At 34.5% G+C, this 20,016-nt stretch carries 17 protein-coding genes; 3 read left to right on the top strand and 14 right to left on the bottom strand.

Annotation, left to right across the window (positions count from 1 at the left end; genetic code table 11):
• Positions 1 to 63 precede the first annotated feature (63 nt).
• The 3 genes from BUB90_RS12110 to BUB90_RS12100 all read right to left on the bottom strand — a co-directional run bounded on the left by BUB90_RS12110 (position 64) and on the right by BUB90_RS12100 (position 3,562).
• Complete coding sequence (locus tag BUB90_RS12110) at positions 64 to 1,425, bottom strand: MATE family efflux transporter (protein WP_073288052.1); 1,362 nt, start codon at positions 1,423 to 1,425, stop codon at positions 64 to 66.
• Positions 1,426 to 1,587: 162 nt separating this feature from the next.
• Complete coding sequence (locus BUB90_RS12105) at positions 1,588 to 2,379, bottom strand: helix-turn-helix domain-containing protein (RefSeq protein ID WP_073288050.1); 792 nt, start codon at positions 2,377 to 2,379, stop codon at positions 1,588 to 1,590.
• Between the two features lie 232 nt (positions 2,380 to 2,611).
• The gene (locus BUB90_RS12100) at positions 2,612 to 3,562 is read right to left on the bottom strand and encodes a radical SAM/SPASM domain-containing protein (RefSeq protein ID WP_073288048.1); all 951 of its coding nucleotides are present in this window, start codon (positions 3,560 to 3,562) and stop codon (positions 2,612 to 2,614) included.
• A gap of 278 nt (positions 3,563 to 3,840) precedes the next feature.
• Here BUB90_RS12100 and BUB90_RS12095 point away from each other — a divergent pair, with 278 nt between their 5' ends.
• From BUB90_RS12095 to BUB90_RS12085, 3 genes are read left to right on the top strand one after another with little or no spacing between them, the layout of a single operon-like run.
• Positions 3,841 to 4,215, top strand: coding sequence for a GntR family transcriptional regulator (locus BUB90_RS12095; RefSeq protein WP_073288046.1), 375 nt, complete (start codon positions 3,841 to 3,843; stop codon positions 4,213 to 4,215).
• The gene (locus tag BUB90_RS12090; protein WP_242952534.1) at positions 4,208 to 5,104 is read left to right on the top strand and encodes an ABC transporter ATP-binding protein; all 897 of its coding nucleotides are present in this window, start codon (positions 4,208 to 4,210) and stop codon (positions 5,102 to 5,104) included. Before BUB90_RS12095 ends, BUB90_RS12090 begins: the two co-directional genes overlap by 8 nt.
• Complete coding sequence (locus BUB90_RS12085; RefSeq protein WP_073288044.1) at positions 5,098 to 5,739, top strand: ABC-2 transporter permease; 642 nt, start codon at positions 5,098 to 5,100, stop codon at positions 5,737 to 5,739. The genes BUB90_RS12090 and BUB90_RS12085 overlap by 7 nt, the downstream gene beginning before the upstream one ends.
• 79 nt (positions 5,740 to 5,818) lie before the next feature.
• On the opposite strand, the gene BUB90_RS12080 is transcribed toward BUB90_RS12085, so the two are convergent.
• From BUB90_RS12080 to era, 11 genes are all read right to left on the bottom strand, one after another.
• On the bottom strand, positions 5,819 to 6,790 hold the full coding sequence (locus tag BUB90_RS12080) for an N-acetylmuramoyl-L-alanine amidase (RefSeq protein ID WP_242952533.1): 972 nt from the start codon (positions 6,788 to 6,790) through the stop codon (positions 5,819 to 5,821).
• A gap of 37 nt (positions 6,791 to 6,827) precedes the next feature.
• Positions 6,828 to 8,042: an AI-2E family transporter gene (locus BUB90_RS12075; protein WP_139241760.1), complete on the bottom strand. Its 1,215-nt coding sequence runs from the start codon at positions 8,040 to 8,042 to the stop codon at positions 6,828 to 6,830.
• A gap of 312 nt (positions 8,043 to 8,354) precedes the next feature.
• Positions 8,355 to 9,851: an L-arabinose isomerase gene (gene araA, locus BUB90_RS12070; RefSeq protein ID WP_073288040.1), complete on the bottom strand. Its 1,497-nt coding sequence runs from the start codon at positions 9,849 to 9,851 to the stop codon at positions 8,355 to 8,357.
• Between the two features lie 156 nt (positions 9,852 to 10,007).
• Positions 10,008 to 10,535, bottom strand: a complete 528-nt coding sequence (locus BUB90_RS12065) for a GNAT family N-acetyltransferase (protein WP_073288038.1) — start codon at positions 10,533 to 10,535, stop codon at positions 10,008 to 10,010.
• Between the two features lie 231 nt (positions 10,536 to 10,766).
• Positions 10,767 to 12,257, bottom strand: coding sequence for a serine hydrolase domain-containing protein (locus BUB90_RS12060; RefSeq protein ID WP_073288036.1), 1,491 nt, complete (start codon positions 12,255 to 12,257; stop codon positions 10,767 to 10,769).
• 220 nt (positions 12,258 to 12,477) lie between these two features.
• The gene (ppdK, locus tag BUB90_RS12055; protein WP_073288034.1) at positions 12,478 to 15,102 is read right to left on the bottom strand and encodes a pyruvate, phosphate dikinase; all 2,625 of its coding nucleotides are present in this window, start codon (positions 15,100 to 15,102) and stop codon (positions 12,478 to 12,480) included.
• A gap of 721 nt (positions 15,103 to 15,823) precedes the next feature.
• On the bottom strand, positions 15,824 to 17,212 hold the full coding sequence (locus BUB90_RS12050) for a glycine--tRNA ligase (RefSeq protein WP_073288032.1): 1,389 nt from the start codon (positions 17,210 to 17,212) through the stop codon (positions 15,824 to 15,826).
• A 160-nt stretch (positions 17,213 to 17,372) separates the two neighbouring features.
• Complete coding sequence (locus BUB90_RS12045; RefSeq protein ID WP_073288030.1) at positions 17,373 to 17,981, bottom strand: hypothetical protein; 609 nt, start codon at positions 17,979 to 17,981, stop codon at positions 17,373 to 17,375.
• A gap of 77 nt (positions 17,982 to 18,058) precedes the next feature.
• On the bottom strand, positions 18,059 to 18,799 hold the full coding sequence (gene recO / locus BUB90_RS12040) for a DNA repair protein RecO (RefSeq protein ID WP_139241759.1): 741 nt from the start codon (positions 18,797 to 18,799) through the stop codon (positions 18,059 to 18,061).
• A complete protein-coding gene (locus BUB90_RS23275) occupies positions 18,744 to 18,935 on the bottom strand; it encodes a hypothetical protein (RefSeq protein ID WP_139241758.1) in 192 nt (63 codons plus the stop codon). Before BUB90_RS23275 ends, recO begins: the two co-directional genes overlap by 56 nt.
• 131 nt (positions 18,936 to 19,066) lie before the next feature.
• Entirely contained in the window at positions 19,067 to 19,975 is a 909-nt protein-coding gene (gene era / locus BUB90_RS12035) for a GTPase Era (RefSeq protein WP_073288027.1), read from the bottom strand.
• Positions 19,976 to 20,016: the final 41 nt, after the last annotated feature.

Below are 20,016 nucleotides of genomic sequence, written 5' to 3'. Positions count from 1 at the left end.
CTAATTTAAATTTCGTCAATTTGCATAAATTTATGTGTGAGTATGTTATGTCAACGTAGTCCATTATGCTTTAGCTTCTAATCGCTCAAAATTGTGCAACCAATCTACTTTCTTATAATAAATTAAGAATATAATAGAACTTAAGGACCATGTTAATGGATAAGCCCAAAAGATTACTCCAATCTTTGGCACGAGATGAACTGCTACGGTGATATACGTAATACGAATCAAACACCAAGTAATCAACATTGTTATCATCGGAACAATTGCTTTACCTGCGCCACGCATAATTCCGGCTATACAGTGGGAAAACGCTAATAAGCAATAAAACAATGCTTCAGTCCTTGATTGTTTTGTACCGAAAGCAATAACTGTTGGATCATCGTTGAATAGACGTATAAATATTGGTGCCCCTATCCATATTATTATTCCGACAATCTCTGCCATAGTCACAGAACAGGCGATACCGAATTTGGCTCCTTTCTTAACCCTGTCGAACTTCCCAGCCCCAAGATTTTGTCCAACGAAGGTTGTTAATGCCATAGAAAAACATGTAATTGGTAAGAAGGCAAAACCTTCAATTTTTGAATATGCCCCACAACCAGCCATTGCATTAACACCAAAAGCATTAATATTCGACTGAACAATAACATTAGCAAAACCAATGATAGAATTTTGCACCCCAGATGGTAAACCTAACTGTATAATCTGCTTAAACATCGGGCCATTAAAACGAATCTTACTTAATGAAACCCTATATACTGTATCATAATGCATTAAGCGATAGAAGCACAATATTGCACTGATTGTTTGAGAGATAACAGTCGCTAAGGCTGCTGACCCAACCCCAAGCTTTAATACTCCTACAAAGAAGAGATCTAAGGCAACATTGACAATAGAAGCTACAATCAGGTAATAAAGTGGGTGTCTGCTATCCCCAATTGCTTGTAATATACCAACTGCTATGTTATACATAACAACTGCTGTTACTCCAACAAAGTAGATACGGAAGAATAGAATTGAATTCGGTAAAACCGATTCTGGTGTTCCCATCCACTTCAATATCTGTGGAGTGAATATAATTCCTAGTATCGTTAAAATTACACTTGCTACCAAACCAAATGCTATGTCAGTATGTATTGCTAATTGTAATTTCTTATAATCTTTAGCTCCAAAATACTTTGATATGACAACGCCAGCTCCCATGGCGATACCATTGAAGAAACCAACCATTAAAAATATCAAATTACCAGAAGAACTTACTGCTGCTAGTGCATCATTACCGATAAAATTACCAACAATCAGTGAATCTACTATGGTATACAACTGTTGAAACACATTTCCCCAAAAGACTGGTATTGCAAACAAAATAATTTTCTTCCAAATACTCCCCTCCGTGAGTAATGTTGAATGATTCTCTTTCACAACTACAGATCCTTTCGTATATTAATCCAAACAATAAAATCGATGGCTCCAATTTGTATTGTACACGAATTTGAACCACCGACATATAAGTATAACAGATTCTATTGGATATAAAATGTAGTTTCTTATAAATAAAAAGTAGTTTCACGTAAAAACTTAATTCTAAACTTCAAAAAAGGTAAGTACACATCCGTCAATCGTTGTAACTGAACAAGTTTTTCCTCCCCACACTTCCTCTTTTACTTCAGTAACCTTGTTCCAACCATTCAACTTAATAAATTTATAAAGGTTATCTACTCCCGTGATTAACATAAATCCAACTACTCTTTCTTCTGGTTCTCCCTTAAACAAATGAATTCCTGTGAATGGTGCTATATGCAGTGCTTCCATCTCCATTGGAATATGATTTACACAACCATACAAACCAAGGCCCTCACCATCACGTGATTCAATCTGACCATACCAACCAAGAATCTTCTGAAACCATTCTAACGTTTTATCCATATCCATGGTGTGATAAACAGCTCCTGTTTCCCTAACAACATAACCTCTCTCGCTTAATTTACTCATAAGTCCTTTCCCTCCTGATAAATTAGATTTAATATCAATTCTAGAGAATACTTGCAGATTGGCTTGTGTTTTTCTTGCTTCTGACGGTGTAATCCCATGAAATCTTGTAAATGCTCTTGTAAAACTTTCATTCGTCTCATATTGATAATCAATTGCAAGATCCATGATAGAAGTTACTGCATCAATAACTTCATATCCAGCAAGCGTAAGCCTTCGATTGCGAATATATTCACTCACTGTACAATTACATAGAAGTGTAAACATCTTTTGGTAGTAAAATGTAGAAGTATATATACTACCTGCTAACTCTTCTAGCGTTACCTTATCTTTAATATGATCTTCAATATAATTGACTGTACTTTGAATATCCGTTACCCAATCCACAACATCACCTCCTTACAAGTAAATAATAACAGTTATTTTACTCTCTTTCTTGACTTTATAGGTTCTCATTTGTTCAATTTTAATCTATGGTTTCAGTATTTCTACAGCTTATATAAGATAATGCTAATTAGAAATTATAAGGTAGTTTCACGTAATTAAAAATCTAAACATTAAAATCTTCCGATTTACTTACTATAATACTTTCCCGTAAATACCTTAAATCGCAGAACCTTCATAAAGTATTCCTTTTTACTACATTCGCTACTGCTTTACAAAAACTACAAGGAGAATAATAATCTTCTTGATTAATGTTAAGTTCCTTTTGTCCAACGACTTCTACTAAACCTTTTATTCCATCTTCAATTAAAGCTTTGGTGAATGGATTTTCATATGGATTGTATCTTTTTAATATCGATATGATATCTTCCTCCAATATATTTCCTATGACAAAATTACAAGGTAGCACATCACCATTACAATCAATCATGATTTCAGATACCTGATCGAGCGGTGTGGTATACAAGGCTTTACCACATTGAAAAGAGTAATCCATTGGTTTCTTTTCAAAGAAATCCTTTAGATAGATACTCGCACTACCTTCTGGAAAGATAACACCACCTTCATTTCTTTCTATATGTAGATCATCAAAGTAAGCAAGGCATTCTCTTGTCTTCTGGTTATACGGATTATCATCTTCTTCTGCTACTAACCAAGCTGGTTGAAGACGAAGTCTTCCTGTATAATATTCACACAATGCTGTGACAAATTGTCTCTCCCATTCAAGTGGGAGAAACTCAGAATGAAAGCAATCTACTGATAGCAAGATATCATTCACTCCACTATCTTCTAGCATCATAGCAACTTCTTTTATTCGATTATTATCCTTCGAAAAACACCCATTGGTTATTAATTGTCTCTTGGGAATTCCACATTCTTTGGCTACTCTATGAATATCACATACTATTTCTGGATAAATCAATGCCTCTCCACCAAATGTCATGACGGAACGAATTTGATTACATCTCGATAAATCTTCAAGCGCCATGGCTGCTCGTACTGAATCTAAACGATGGGTAGCTGGTAGTTTCCCCTCTGAACAATGCTTGCATCTACTGGTGCAGGAATTATTAACAGTAAACTCTACTCTATGAATGTTTTTTATGTATGTATTATTAATCTGCATAAACTGTCTCCTTTTCATTAACTAACATAGTAAATAGACATGCTCGTCGGTACCACTCGCTTTCAACGAAATGACTTATAGGAATTAGATTACCTTATTATACCATGCCAATATATCGAAGTAAAACATATACTTTCTGTCATTATGCTACCGATCTTTTCTCGTTTAACCATTGTCACTTTATTAACAAAATTAATTCTGACCACTTGACATTTAAACATTCAAGCGTTATATTGTATATAGCGTATATATACAATATAACAAAGGGGTGCATTCCATTGGATATCATTATCAACAATTCTTCTGGCATTCCCATATACGAACAGATCTATAACCAGCTCAAATCCTTAATTGTAACAGGCAAATTGAAGGAGGGAGACTCCCTTCCATCGATGCGATTATTAGCCAAAGAATTACGAATTAGTGTTATCACTACCAAGCGTGCTTATGAAGAATTAGAACGCGATGGATTGATTGAAACTATAACTGGTAAAGGAAGTTTTGTGGGAAAACAAAATATTGCGGTTATTCGTGAAGAATACCTGAAAGAAACGGAAGATTATCTTAGCAAAGCAATCGAAAGCGCAAGGCATGCAGATTTGTCACTCAAAGATTTAACAGACTTATTAAAGATACTATATGACTATGAATAAAGAAGGGAGAATATTAGCTACTATGGAATACTGCCTCGAAATAACGAATCTAAACAAACAGTATACGAATTTTCAACTCAGGGATATTAGTTTTAATTTACCCAAAGGTACCATCATGGGATTTATTGGAGAAAACGGTGCTGGAAAAACTACTACAATCAAATCTATTCTCAATCTTATTAATATCGATTCTGGTAATATTGTATTTGATGGTAACGATATCACTAGGGATATGAGCCAACAGCAAAAGGAAGCAATTGGTGTTGTATTAGATGAAAGTTGTTTCCACGAAATGTTACGAGCGAAAGATATACAAAAGATTATGAAAAATATGTATAAAAACTGGGACACTACTATGTTTGAGTCTTATATAAATAAATTCAAAATCCCCACTAATAAGACAATCAAAGAATTCTCTAAGGGAACTAAAGTGAAACTGAACTTGGCCGTTGCTCTTTCTCACAAACCAAAACTATTGATACTCGACGAGGCAACAAGTGGTCTGGACCCTGTTATTCGAAATCAAATCCTTGATGTTTTCTTAGACTTTATACAAGATGAGGAACATACGATACTTCTCTCCTCTCATATAACAACTGACTTAGAGAAAATATGTGACTATATTACATTTATCCATGAAGGTCAAATCGTATTCTCACATACCAAAGATGAAGTTTTAGAGAACTACGGTATTGTCCGTTGTTCTAACAGCAATGCAATAACTTATGATTCCTCCTATGTCGTTAGTATGAAGAAGACACAATTTAATTCTTCTATACTAATCAAGAATAAAGGTCGTTTTGTAAAGCAATACCCTACTTCAATCATTGAACCAGTAACATTAGAAGAAATCATGTTATTCCATTCAGGAGGTGGTCAGTCATGTTAAGAGGATTATTGCTCAAGGATCTATTAATTCTTAAGAAAGGATTATTAATGGGAGGCACAATTCTCGTATTTTATAGCATATTGGGTATATATGGTGAAGAAGCTTCCTCCTTTAGCGCTTATTTTTTATTATTCTTTAGTTTAATAAGTATCTCTTCCTATGCTTATGATGAACAAGCAAGATGGGTTCCTTATGCTCTTACTACTACAATTAATCGTACCAAATTAGTACAATCCAAATATCTTCTTGCCTTTTTCATGATTGGTTTAGGGTTTTTATGCTCCTTCCTCTTATCCTTACCATATCAGATTGTGCAGTCAAATACGTTTGTTTTAACCATATCACCTATCACATGGGGTTTTCTCTATGTGAGCATACTTTTTAACTTAATACTACTTCCAATACTATTTAAACTGGGAAGTGAGAACAGCCGTATAATAATTTTTGCATTATGTGCTTTACCTACAATTCTTCTTGTTATTCTAGATAAGTATAACTTTCTACCCGATATGAATCAGGCAACTATAGAGAGTATAATAAAATATCTACCTTATATTGGAGTAATTACAATCCTTATCCTTGGGTTACTTTCTTATTCCATAAGTTTGAAAATTGTAAAAAAGAAAGATTTCTAAATTAAACCAAAGGAATCAATAAAAACCATGATGAAGCGTCTGTTCTTGACACTTCATCATGGTTTTCTCTAAAATCAACTTATTTCGCATAGTAATCATCGATTCCATTACAGATACCTTCCACCATCTTGGCTTGGTAACTATCTTGCTGCATCTTCTTATCTTCCGATGGATTACTCATAAATCCCATCTCTAGTACAATAACAGGTATTGTACTCCAGTTTGTTCCCGTTAAGTCATCCCTTGCTACTGTACCTCTATTCTTAGCTCCAGTCTTATCACAGAATTTCGTTATAACCGAAGAAGCTAGCTTCTTACTCGATTTACTAAGACCTGATACATATGGATTCTTTGTAGATGGATATAAGGCACTCGCACCACTTGCACTTTGACTTGTTGATCCATCTGCATGAATACGAATACAGATATCTGCACCGCTTTCATTAGCCAATATAGCTCTTTCTTTATTACTTATGTTCACATCATTCTTATCACGAGTCATAACAACTTCATAACCCCTGTCTAATAAGGCTGCTTTTAGTTTAAGTGATACTTCTAGTGTTAATTTGTATTCAGGAACTTTCGTACTCACGCCTGATGTTCCTGATGCTACTTTTGCTTTTTTGTTAGTTGAGCCTGGACCAGTTGCCTCTGTCTCACTATTTCCTTTGCTCTGGTGCCCTGGATCAATCGCAATAATCTTCTTACCATTAACAGTTACTTTTACTTTCGTAGATGCAGAACCTGCTTTAGCAGTTATTGTAACTTTCCCCGCTCTCTTAGCCGTGAACTTACCCGTTTGTGTGATAGTACCAATCTTCTTATTGGATACCGACCAAGTAATCTTTGACGAGGTACCTTCTACTTTCGCGACAAAGGTATAACTCTTTCCTGCGGTAATTGTAGTTTTCTTCTTCGTTATACTAACTCTTTCTTGTCCCTTTGCAGTTGAAGCACTTGCTATACTCGTATAGTTTCCTACATTTCCAAGTAAAACGATACAAAGTACGATACTCCACATACTTTTAATAAACTGTTTTCTTACATTCATATTATTCCCCCGTAGCACCCATAATCATTGTATTCCATTATTCTTCTTGTTCTTCACACGCTGCTTCTTGTTCCTCACCTGGTGAATCTTCCATAACAACTTGCAGCTTCTTGCTGTTTCGTAAATTAACATCGTCTCGCAATAAGGAATATACCGTAGATACAACAGGTATGAAGAATAGCATACCTGGAATTCCAAACAAACTACCACCCAAACTTACTGCTACCAGTACCCATATAGAAGGTAACCCAACTGAATTACCAACTACTTTTGGATAAATCAAATTACCTTCAATTTGTTGTAATATCAGAAATAGAATGATAAATAAAAGCGCTTGTGTCGGATTGTTAATTAATATCATAAATGCCCCGACAAAACATCCGATAAAAGCACCCACAATAGGGATTAATGCTGTAAATGCAATCAATGTTCCTATTGTTGTCGCATATGGCATCTTAAATATAGACATAGTTATTATAAACAGTGTGCCAAGAATTACTGCCTCTAGACACTGTCCACATATGAAATTGGTGAAATTACTATACAGTCGGGACATCACATCTCTAATTGCAGAACTTACTTTTTCAGGTAGATATGCTGTTAGAATTCGCTTTCCTTGATCAGATAGCTTCTCTTTTTGAATTAATATATAAAGTGCGAAGATTATACCAATCGTAAAATTAATCACTTCGCTTATAATACTTCCAGCCACTGATACTGTTGAAGATAACGTAGAATATAACATATTGCCTACACCATTCTTCATAAACTCAACAAAGTTAGGAATTATCGTTTCCCAATTAACTTCTATGTTTTCTAATTGCATAATTTGTTGTTTTAAACCCGGGTACTCAACACTCCATTGCTCTAACTTTAGTATAATTCCCTCTACAAACAATGGGATTTTATTGCCGAGTTCCGTAGCTGTCTTCGCTAATTGTGGTATCACCGCTATGATTACGAGTGTAATAATTAACAATACCGTTATGACTGATAAGAGTATGCCAACTGATCGTTTTAGCTTTCTTGCTGATTTCCCTTTCCACTTTTTGAATACTTTAGTCTCATACGCTTTCAATAGTATGTTTAAAACAAATGCAATACCCCCACCATAGATAAATGGTTTCAATATTCGAATTCCAATAGCCACACCTGCTAAAACCGCAGAACTATTCATAAGTGCTAATATCATAACTGCAGTAAATACAATCAACCAACGAATTTGCTTCAGTTTTGTTTTGTCAAAACCCACTATAATTTCCTCCATCTTATATTTATTTATCCAATTAAATATGATCCAAAATCTTATAGAATAAGCACTGTCTAATTTCGATTATAGAACAAATACCGTATTTATATCATGATATCATTATTCAATGGGGCAAGCAATTAAAAAATCTTAAATTTTTCTCAATTACGTTTTTATACTGCATTTTTACAAAAAATTACTGTTGCAATGCCCTTAATCATTTTGTTTCATATGATTACATCGATACAAAAAACAGCGAAATACTCATTACGAATATTTCGCTGTGCCTTAGTTCTTTATATTATTTACGTAATATTATCGGAATGCTATTGAATTCCATCTAAGTTCGTTCTTGAATCCACGAATCGTTGTATCTTTGTCAATAACAACACATTCGATTCCCATAGCTGCTGCCCAGTCTTCCATCTGTTCCGTTGTTAAGTCATATGAGAAGGCTGTATGATGTGCTCCACCAGCTAATATCCAAGCTTCTGCTCCTGTATTCAAATTAGGTTGTGGTGTCCAGAATGCAGTTGCTACTGGTAATTTTGGCATTGGTTTTTCCACTTGCTTACACTCTACTTCATTTACGATTAAACGGAAACGATTTCCCATATCTATTAATGAAGTGGCAATACCTGAACCTGATTTAGAAGTAAACACTAAACGTGCAGGATCTTCTCTATCCCCCATTGTTAGCCCAACCACTTTGATTCCAATCTTACTATCTGTTATAGAAGGACAAACCTCAAGCATATGAGCTTGTAAAATACCTTCTTTTCCTGGCACAAGATTATATGTATAATCTTCCATGAATGAAGTACCTTTCTTATCTTTCATATCAGCAGTCATGATCTTCATTAAACGTACCATAGCGGCTGTTTTCCAGTCACCTTCTCCACCAAATCCATAGCCTTTTTCCATTAATCTTTGAATCGCTAACCCGGGGAGTTGTTGTAGACCGCCAAGATCACCAAAATGTGTAACAATTGCTTGGTAATTCTTTTCCCTTAAAAATCTTTCAAAACCTATTTCAATTCCTGCTTGTGCTGCTACGTGTTTCTTGAATTCTTCTGGGTTACGGCCCTCTAGTAGAATATCATATTTTGAATAGTATTCTTCTACCAATGTATTAATATCAGCAGTGGATACGTCTTTCACATAATCAACGATTTCATTCACTGGGTATGCATCAACTTCCCAGCCAAATTTGATTTGTGCTTCAACCTTATCCCCTTCTGTAACTGCAACATTTCTCATATTATCCGCAACACGGCAAACACGTATATGAGAAGACTCCATTAATCCGATTGCAGTTCTCATCCAGCTTGCAATTCTTTCTTGAACGTTCTTATTGTTCCAATGTCCAACAATTACTTTACGTTCGATTCCCATACGAGTTACAATATGACCGTACTCACGGTCGCCATGTGCAGATTGATTTTCATTCATGAAATCCATATCAATTGAATCATAAGGAATCTCTTCATTAAATTGTGTATGTAGATGCATCAATGGCTTTCTATATTCCTGTAAACCTAAAATCCACGATTTTGCTGGTGAAAATGTATGCATCCATGTAATAACACCGGCGCACTCTTCGTCTGCATTTGCTTCGTTAAATGTCTTTCTAATTAATTCATTGGTAATTAACGTAGGTTTCCAAATAACTTCAAAAGGCAAAATTCCTGATTTATTTAAGTGCTCAACTATAATTTTAGAGTGTTTTGCAACATTTTCTAAGCATGTATCACCATACAAATCTTGTGAACCAGTTGTAAACCAAAACTTATAATTCTTACTTCCTGTCATAACCATACCTCCATAAAATAATATTTATACTATTATTCTAAAACTTGTACGGTCATCCTGTAAAGTTGTCGTAAAACAAAAGTAAAGAGTCGACACTCGGTAACTACTTGCGAATGGTCGACTCTTTGTATTAATACCTATGTATTCTTATGCAAACTAATTATCAAATCGGAACACTAATTTAAACATTTCATCTATTATCTTTTCTTCGGTTGTATATTGATTCTCTGTATAACCTCCAATTGTCTTATACCAAAAAGTTTTTGCACGAATATTATTCTCAGCCAGATGTGTAAAAAGACTCCATTTACCATGATGTTTTTCAAAGATTTCAATCATAGCTTGATATGCGATAGATTTTCCTCTAAATGGACTTAAGAGAAATGTCTCATATACAAAATAATCTACTCCTTTTGCAACATATTTACCACTTCCTACAAGGCAAAATCCTGCTGGTATATTATCAACCACTATCAGATATGGATATAATACATTGGGATTTTCAAACCATACTTGCTGAATATCATATTGCTCCGCAAGCGTTCTTATTGGTTCTTCCTCAAAGATTCCATACTCATTGGGTAGAATGCCGTGGATTCCAGAAATATCATGTAAATACAATGGATACATATTTTTAATTATAAAACAATTCGTATTATCTGTTAATTTTATCTCAATTTTCATTTTGAATTGCTCCTTTAACTATAAGATTAGTAAGTACTTATATATCAAATGCAATTCTTTTCTATTGAATTATTTTACTTGTATCAATATGACGCTCCATACATCTCAATAATCATATCAAAGAATTGCATGGAGCTTACTACTGAAACTTTTCACTCGAAATATTCTCATATACATTAAAATACCCCTTTCCCTTTTATCACCATATCATGGAATTTCTCTTATGTCAATTTATACCTTCTTGCTTATCATTGCTATTCTTCTAAGCTTAGTTATTATTGATAAAACGCAGTTAATGACAGCGAGAAACTCCCATGCTAATATTGCGTTTGGCATCCATACCCTAATAAAATGATAATTATAGTTCAATAAGTATGGCCAGATAATGATAAATACCAATAAAATTATTCTTAATACTAATCCTATTATAAGTCTTCCCATTTTATAAGATGTCGTATTTTCATTTTTAATCGTTTGCTTTTTCTGTTTAACTAAATATATAATCTTTATACATAAACTCACCAGTGCGATTATGGTTAAAATTGAAAATACCAAATTCAGTAATATGGTAAAATCATCATAACTAAATCTGTTCATCTGCCTTCCATTCATATGATCATATATATTATAAGCTATTTGTGTAGGTACACTTGAATTCAAATTTGCCAGTACAAATATAGCCTCCTGTTTTTCTAAATCTATAATTACTTGTGCAGAATAATTGGGATTACTTGCGCTATGATTAATAACTCTAGCTTCTATATCAATACTCCACCCATACGAATAATAGTTATTCGTATCTTCATGTCCTGCAGTCTCTTTATTCACTTCATGGGATTTACTTATGGCACTCTTAAGCTTATCCGGTATATCGCCAATACCCAATTGAGCATTAACCCAAAACCCCAAATCCTTGACATTCGTCACCAAATATCCAGCTGCAATATTTCCATAATATCTGGGCGCACTATACTCTATGCTTTTCCCAAAGAAAACCTTATACCCTTTGGTGAGTTTGTCCGACACATTTTCCTGCCCAGTTGAAAAATAACTTTCTGTCATTCCTAAATGAAGTAGTATATTATCTGTTACGAAATCTTGATACCTCCGCCCTGTAACCTTTTCAATAATAAGTGCTAGTACATCATAGTTTATGGTAGCATAGTTATGTTTTGTTCCAGGATAGGAATCTAATGTAATAGTGGATAAATTACGTATGGTTTTTTCAAGCATATCATCTGAGGTTCCTTCTGGAATTAGCCGAATACTCCAAGATGGAATACCACTGGTATGAGCTAACAGCTGGTCAATGGTTATGTTCACTTGTTCCCCGTTATAATTGGGTGTAAACCAAGAAAGGTAATCCGTTATAGCATCTGAGCTAGCCAAATATCCCTCTTCCTCTAATAAAATTATAGCCAAAGCTGTAAATGCCTTTGTCGTTGAAGCTAGCTCAAACAATGATTCAGCATTAATATTCTTATGATTTTTTTCATCTGCGTATCCGTAACACTTATATTCTATCTCTCCTTGCTTTGATAGTACTATAGCCACTCCCGGAGTCGAAGATTTATTCATCATGGTTTCTACCATACTATCCACATCGTTATAGCTACCTGAAGAAAATAAAGTACTAAGTTCTTTCCTCCAAATTACCATGATAATAATAACAACAATCAAGCTAATACTTACTACTGTTCCTGCCCTCTTTATTATCTTCACCCTTATATTCTCCCTCTTTCCCCCTCTTTTTTAATTAAAAGATAGTGTATTTTCAATTTGCCTGAAATCTACCCTTGATTTCCAATTCATCCGTCGTTAAACTACTATGTCCTCCACTACTACCGGACTAGAACCTCAATTTGATATTACTTTTGAGTAAAAAAGAAGCACTCTATCATTTTTGACGTGATAGAGTGCTCTACTTTAATATATAGCCTGCTTACTCTTGATTAAGCGCTGCTTGAGCTGCTGCCAAACGAGCGATTGGTACACGGAATGGTGAACAAGATACATAATCAAGTCCAATCTTGTGGCAGAATTCTACTGAAGATGGATCTCCACCATGTTCTCCACAGATACCAATATGTAAGTTAGGACGAGCAGCTTTTCCTAATTTAATTGCTGTTTCCATTAATTTACCTACACCAATTTGGTCAAGTTTTACGAAAGGATCGTTTTCAAAGATCTTAGCATCATAGTAAGCATCTAAGAATTTACCAGCATCATCACGAGAGAAGCCATAAGTCATCTGAGTTAAATCGTTTGTTCCGAAGCAGAAGAATTCAGCTTCTGTAGCGATTTCATCAGCTGTAAGAGCAGCTCTTGGGATTTCGATCATTGTACCAACTTCATATGTCATATCAGAACCAGCTGCTTTGATTTCAGCATCTGCTGCTTCAACAACCATCTTCTTAACATAAACTAATTCCTTAGTATCACCAATTAATGGAATCATAATTTCTGGTTTGATTGTCCAATCTGGATGAGCTTTCTTTACATTGATTGCTGCACGGATAACAGCTGTAGTTTGCATCTTAGCGATTTCTGGATAAGTAACAGCAAGACGACAACCTCTATGTCCCATCATTGGGTTGAACTCATGTAAAGAAGCGATAATTGCTTTGATTTTCTCAACAGATTTACCTTGAGAATCAGCAAGTTTCTTAATATCTTCTTCATCAGTTGGAACGAACTCATGTAGTGGTGGATCTAAGAAACGAATTGTAACAGGGTTACCTTCAAGAGCTTCATATAATGCTTCAAAATCACCTTGTTGTACAGGAAGAATCTTAGCAAGTGCTGCTTCTCTTTCTTCTACAGTATCTGCACAAATCATTTCACGGAATGCATCAATTCTATCGCCTTCAAAGAACATATGCTCTGTACGGCAAAGACCGATACCTTCTGCTCCAAGTTCTCTAGCTTTCTTAGCATCTGCAGGAGTATCTGCATTTGTTCTAACTTTTAATCTTCTATATTTGTCTGCCCATAACATAATTCTTTCTAATTCACCAACGATTGTAGCATCAACTGTTGGCATAGCACCATCATAGATATAACCTGTAGAACCATCGAAAGAAATGATATCTCCTTCATGATATTCTTTACCAGCTAATTTGAATACTTTATTCTCTTCATCCATGATGATTTCTGAACAACCAGATACACAGCAAGTACCCATACCACGAGCAACAACTGCTGCATGTGATGTCATACCACCACGAGCTGTTAAGATACCTTGAGCTGCTTTCATACCTTCAATATCTTCTGGAGAAGTTTCAAGACGTACTAAAACAACTTTTTCTCCTCTATCTGCCCATTCTTTTGCATCATCAGCAGTAAATACAACTTTACCACAAGCTGCACCTGGAGCTGCTGCAAGAGCTTTCGCAATTGGAGTTGCTTTCTTCACTGCTTCTGTATCAAATTGTGGGTGAAGTAAAGTATCAAGATTTCTAGGGTCAATCATCTTAATAGCTTTTTCTTCTGAGATCATTCCTTCATCTACTAAATCACAAGCGATTTTAAGAGCCGCTTTAGCAGTTCTCTTACCGTTACGAGTTTGTAACATGTAAAGTTTTTTATCTTCGATTGTGAATTCCATATCCTGCATATCTCTATAATGATCTTCAAGTTTATTACAGATTCCCATGAACTCATCATAAACTTCTGGCATAATTTCTTTTAATTGAGCAATTTTTTGTGGTGTACGAACACCAGCAACAACATCTTCACCTTGAGCGTTCATTAAGAATTCACCCATAAGTTTTTTCTCACCAGTTGCAGGGTTACGAGTAAATGCAACACCTGTACCAGAAGTTTCTCCCATGTTACCAAATGCCATCATCTGTACGTTAACTGCAGTACCCCATGAATAAGGAATATCATTATCACGACGATAGATGTTTGCACGAGGGTTATCCCATGAGCGGAATACAGCTTTGATAGCTCCCATTAACTGTTCTTTTGGATCAGCTGGGAAATCAGAACCGATTTTTGTTTTATATTCAGCTTTAAATTGATCTGCTAATTCTTTTAAATCTTCAGCTGTTAAATCAACATCTTGAATGATGTTTTTTTCTTTTTTCATTTTATCGATAAGTTCTTCGAAGTATTTTTTACCAACTTCCATAACTACATCTGAATACATTTGGATAAATCTTCTGTAACAATCCCAAGCCCACCTTGGATTACCCGATTTACTTGCTAATACATTAACAACTTCTTCATTTAAACCAAGATTTAAGATTGTATCCATCATTCCTGGCATAGAAGCTCTTGAGCCTGAACGAACAGATACTAGTAATGGATTTTCTTTGTCACCGAATTTCTTTCCAGTAATTTCTTCCATCTTTGTGATGTGCTCCATGATTTGACTCATGACTTCATCATTGATTTTTTTTCCATCTTCGTAGTATTGTGTACATGCTTCAGTTGTAATTGTGAAGCCTTGTGGTACTGGAAGTCCCAAATTAGTCATTTCTGCTAAGTTTGCTCCTTTACCACCAAGCAGATTTTTCATTCCAGCATTTCCTTCTGTGAATAAATATACCCATTTTGCCATTATGTAACTTACCTCCTAATATTTTTTTCGTATGACACGTAGATTGCATGTCAATGCATGATCTTTTTTCACTATCTATGTGCAAATATTTAATTTGATAGTAGGTGTCATACCAATATTAACCAGATTTTTTCTGATTTACTAGTGTACTTGTCCTATTTATACCCCAAATGGTTTCAAATACACGACATAACAACATTTTTTGTTATGTCAGTCACCAAATTTATTATAGCATAGTTTGTATAGTTAAGGAACATTTTTTTTTGTAATTTTTACTTACATGATATCTGTAAACCATTCTTATCCATATGTATTATGCACTTTGTCTAATATGTTTAATATTTATAATTTTTATTGTGCATATTATCTTGCTGAATTTTGAAACAATTCAATAAACAGTATTATCCAATCTACTTAATTTGAACAATTTACTTAAATATGGTATTTCGTGAATTTTTTATCCATTGCTAGCAATTCGATGTTTTCTTTTCTTTTTATTCCTATTAATTTTCTTTTATTGGTTATTTAAACGCAATAAACACAATATATTGTATACAATATATTGTGTTTATTGTTCTTTGTTATTATTTTAACAATATTTCATTGAATACTATTCACTTTCTAAACAGTTATCCAGTACCATTCATATTTTATTTATATCACAAAAACCCCCATAGAAAACAGTATTTTCCATGAGGGTTTTACTACTATATTAAACTAATTAAAATTCTAATTTCTTTTCAAAATACTCTTTTAAGTCAGCAATCTTAACTCTTTCTTGTTCCATAGTGTCACGATCTCTAACAGTAACAGAAGCATCTTCTTCTGATTCGAAGTCATATGTGATACAGAATGGAGTACCGATTTCATCTTGTCTTCTATAACGTTTACCGATGTTACCGCGGTCGTCGTATTCGCAGTTGAAGTATTTACTTAAATCAGTATAGATCTTTTCTGCACCTTCTGCTAATTTCTTAGATAATGGAAGTATACCAACTTTAACTGGAGCTAATGCTGGGTGGAAATGTAATACGGTACGAACATCTCCCTCTCCGATTTCTTCTTCATCATAAGCACCGCATAAGAACGCTAATGTTACACGATCTGCACCAAGTGATGGTTCAATAACATATGGAACGTAGCGTTTGTTTTGTGTATCATCAAAATAACTCATATCTTCTTTGGATACATTTTGATGTTGTGTTAAATCATAGTCTGTTCTATCAGCGATACCCCATAATTCTCCCCAGCCGAATGGGAATAGGAATTCAATATCTGTTGTTGCTTTACTGTAGAAGGAAAGTTCTGCTGCATCGTGATCACGTACACGCATCTCTTCTTCTTTCATACCGAGATCTTTTAACCAATTGATACAGAATTCTTTCCAGTATGCAAACCATTCAAGGTCTGTATCTGGCTCGCAGAAGAATTCTAATTCCATTTGTTCGAATTCTCTTGTACGGAATGTAAAGTTACCTGGAGTAATTTCGTTTCTGAATGATTTACCAACTTGACCTATACCAAATGGAATTTTCTTTCTTGAAGTTCTTTGAACATTCTTGAAGTTAACAAAGATTCCTTGTGCAGTTTCTGGTCTTAAGTAAACTGTATTCTTTGCATCTTCTGTTACACCTTGGAATGTCTTGAACATTAAGTTGAATTGACGGATATCAGTGAAGTTATGCTTTCCACAGGTTGGACAAGCAATTTTATGTTCTTCAATGTATTTAGCCATTTCTTCATTAGACCAAGAATCCACAGAACCTTCAATAGCAATACCATTTTCAGACATATAATCTTCAATAATCTTATCTGCTCTGAAACGTTCTCTACATTCTTTACAATCCATTAATGGATCAGAGAAGCTTCCTAGATGTCCTGATGCAATCCATGTTTGTGGATTCATAAGAATGGCACAATCAACACCTACATTGTATGGGTTTTCTTGGATGAATTTTTTCCACCATGCTTTTTTAACATTGTTTTTTAATTCCACACCTAGGTTACCATAATCCCAAGTATTAGCAAGTCCACCGTAGATTTCAGAACCCGGATAAACGAATCCTCTTGCTTTGGCTAATGCTACAATTTTTTCCATTGTCTTTTCCATTTGCTATTCAACCTCTCAAATCTTTTTTATATATCTTTTTCTATAGTTATCTGAAATTATATATGATAATTATGTGTTTGTCCAATCTATTATTATAATAAAATCTATTATTATAATAATAAGTGAAACTATTCGTAACTACGTCTTTCACCTAGTTATACTATTTCTTTTTCTCAAACACAACTACCGTTACGTTTTCTCCACTGGCTTTTAGTACATCTTTTTCTGCTTTTTGAGCATTGCTATAATATAAGATAGTTCCACCAATCTTAATATCTAACGGTTCCTGAATGACTAGAACAGTTGCTCCTTCCTTACTTAGAGCAGTTTCTCTTGACACTGTATCACCACTTTTTGCGTCTACAAACTCTACCACAGAAAGAATGGAATCATCTTGTAATGCCTGAGATGTAGTGAGTACTTTGGCATTTATTCCATTAAATACAGCATAATCATCTATATCATTATAATTGAATACAACACTTGCTTTTTGATCCGCAACATGAATAGAGTGCATCTTAATCTGATCTTCCCCATTCTTCTCGTTGTAATCGGTTACTTCTTCATTAATAAATGCTTCTAATTCTTCCTGACTATAATAATCCTTATCAAAATCCTCAACTATCGATGATTGCACCGTGTTATCTTCTTTTATTACTATTGTATTCGTAGTAACATCCTCTGCAGTGATAGAAAGTTTATTCTTCCCACAACCAGTCATAGCTACAAGAAATATTGTTCCTAACAACACAAGTGTGACCTTTTTCATTCATTGTACCTCCCCCACTCGTTATTTATCCAACCCTTGTAATTGTAACCTTAAATAACCATATTTTCAATAGCAATTTAAAACATATCAAGCATCTCCAAGGTTTTGAACTCCTTGTCAATATACATAGTTATATAATGTTTCATACAATAACGCAGTTCTGATAATACCGAATCGGATACCGTAAATGTATATAATTTTTCAATTGATGATGCAATAATAAACTGCATAGCATAGATTGTTGAATCTTGTAGATGTATAACTCGCCCTTCCTTAGTTAAGCAGTCCAAGCAAACTAATCCTCCACTAGATAAACTTAATGCATTTAACTTCTCTTTCTTACCACACTTAACACATTCAAATACTTGAACCGCTTCCCCGTTCAATGTCATAATTTTAAGCTCGAATATGTATCGGATGAGAGGGTACGGTATGGTTCCTTTCGTAAGTGCTCGTAACGATTGGTATAGAAGTTTTAATATAGCTGACTCATCTATATTCTCTCTTGTTAGATACTCTGCAAATTCACAAAAATACAACCCATACGTTACTGCTTCTAAGTTATTACGTAGTTCAACAAAATAATTCTGTACATCACAACCATTTACTTGGTAGGAAGTTCTGCCTTCATAAACTGTAAATTGACCAAAGGTGAATGGTTGCGCGCATGCAAGTAAGGCGCTATTTTGTTTTCTAGCGCCTTTTGCAAATGCTGTTATCTTTCCGCGTTCTTTCGTTAAAAGAACTACCCTCTTATCATACTCACCAACTGGCATTGAAGCCAGTACTATTCCCGTTACAATCACTGGTGAAATCACTTTCTCCACCTTCTCTGACTTGATTATTTTCTTCTTCCGCATCATCCATATGTTCACTTGTACAAGCAACATAATTCAAATAGTCCGAAATATTTCCTGACTTTTCAAATTCTGACCAATAATTATCTTTTTTCATTTATTAGCGCCCCCTAATTCTTTTATGTTCTTTCTAAACAACGTTATTGTTGTTCTATTCATTAGGTTGCCCATTTCTGTACTACCTTATTCTAATTATATAAAGATACTAACTTTTTATAGATTAACTTATTATTCGATTTCTCGTTTGCTATATCCATAATTCTTAAGTAAGAAGTCACTGTCTCTCCAGTCTTTCTTAACTTTTACCCACAATTGAAGATTTACTCTCATATCAAGTAAGTTCTCGATTTCTTGGCGTGCTAACGTTCCGATTTTCTTTAACATTGCGCCTTGTTTACCAATAACGATTCCCTTATGAGAATCTCTTTCACAGACAATCGTAGCATCGATGTCAACAATATTGCCCTTCTTACGTTCCTTCATGCTTTCTATAGACACAGCTATACCATGAGGAATCTCTTCATCAAGTAGACGAAGTGCCTTTTCACGAATTAATTCAGCAACAATTTGTCTTTCCGGTTGGTCTGTAATGGTATCTTCATCATAAAATTGTGGACCTTCTGGAAGATAATTAAAGATTGCTTTCATTAAGTTCTCTTTGTTCTCACCATTAAGTGCTGATACCGGCACTATTTCTGCAAAATTGCAGATATCTTTATACGCACCAATGAAGGTTAAGATTTCTTCCTTCTTAACTGTATCAATCTTATTAATTACTAAGATAATTGGAGTTTTAACACGTGTTAATTGTTCTGCTATGTGTCTTTCCCCTGCTCCAATGAATGTTGATGGCTCAACTAACCATAAGATTACATCTACTTCATTCAACGTTCTCTCTGCCACTGTTACCATATATTCTCCAAGCTTGTTTTTTGCTTTATGAATACCTGGTGTATCAACAAATATAATTTGTCCATCATCACATGTATATACCGTTTGAATACGATTTCTTGTAGTTTGTGGCTTATCCGAAGTAATCGCAATCTTTTGACCTATTATTTGATTCATAAGTGTAGACTTACCAACATTTGGTCTACCTATTAGTGTAACAAAACCTGATTTATATATATTCTTCATCCTATCCCATGCATATCGCAACCCTTACGATATTGCCATAT

The sequence above is a fragment of the Anaerosporobacter mobilis DSM 15930 genome (genome assembly GCF_900142955.1).
GTDB classification, from domain to species: domain Bacteria; phylum Bacillota; class Clostridia; order Lachnospirales; family Lachnospiraceae; genus Anaerosporobacter; species Anaerosporobacter mobilis.
The sequence above is the reverse complement of the archived record's forward strand: the minus strand, read 5'-3'. Positions and strand labels throughout refer to the sequence as shown.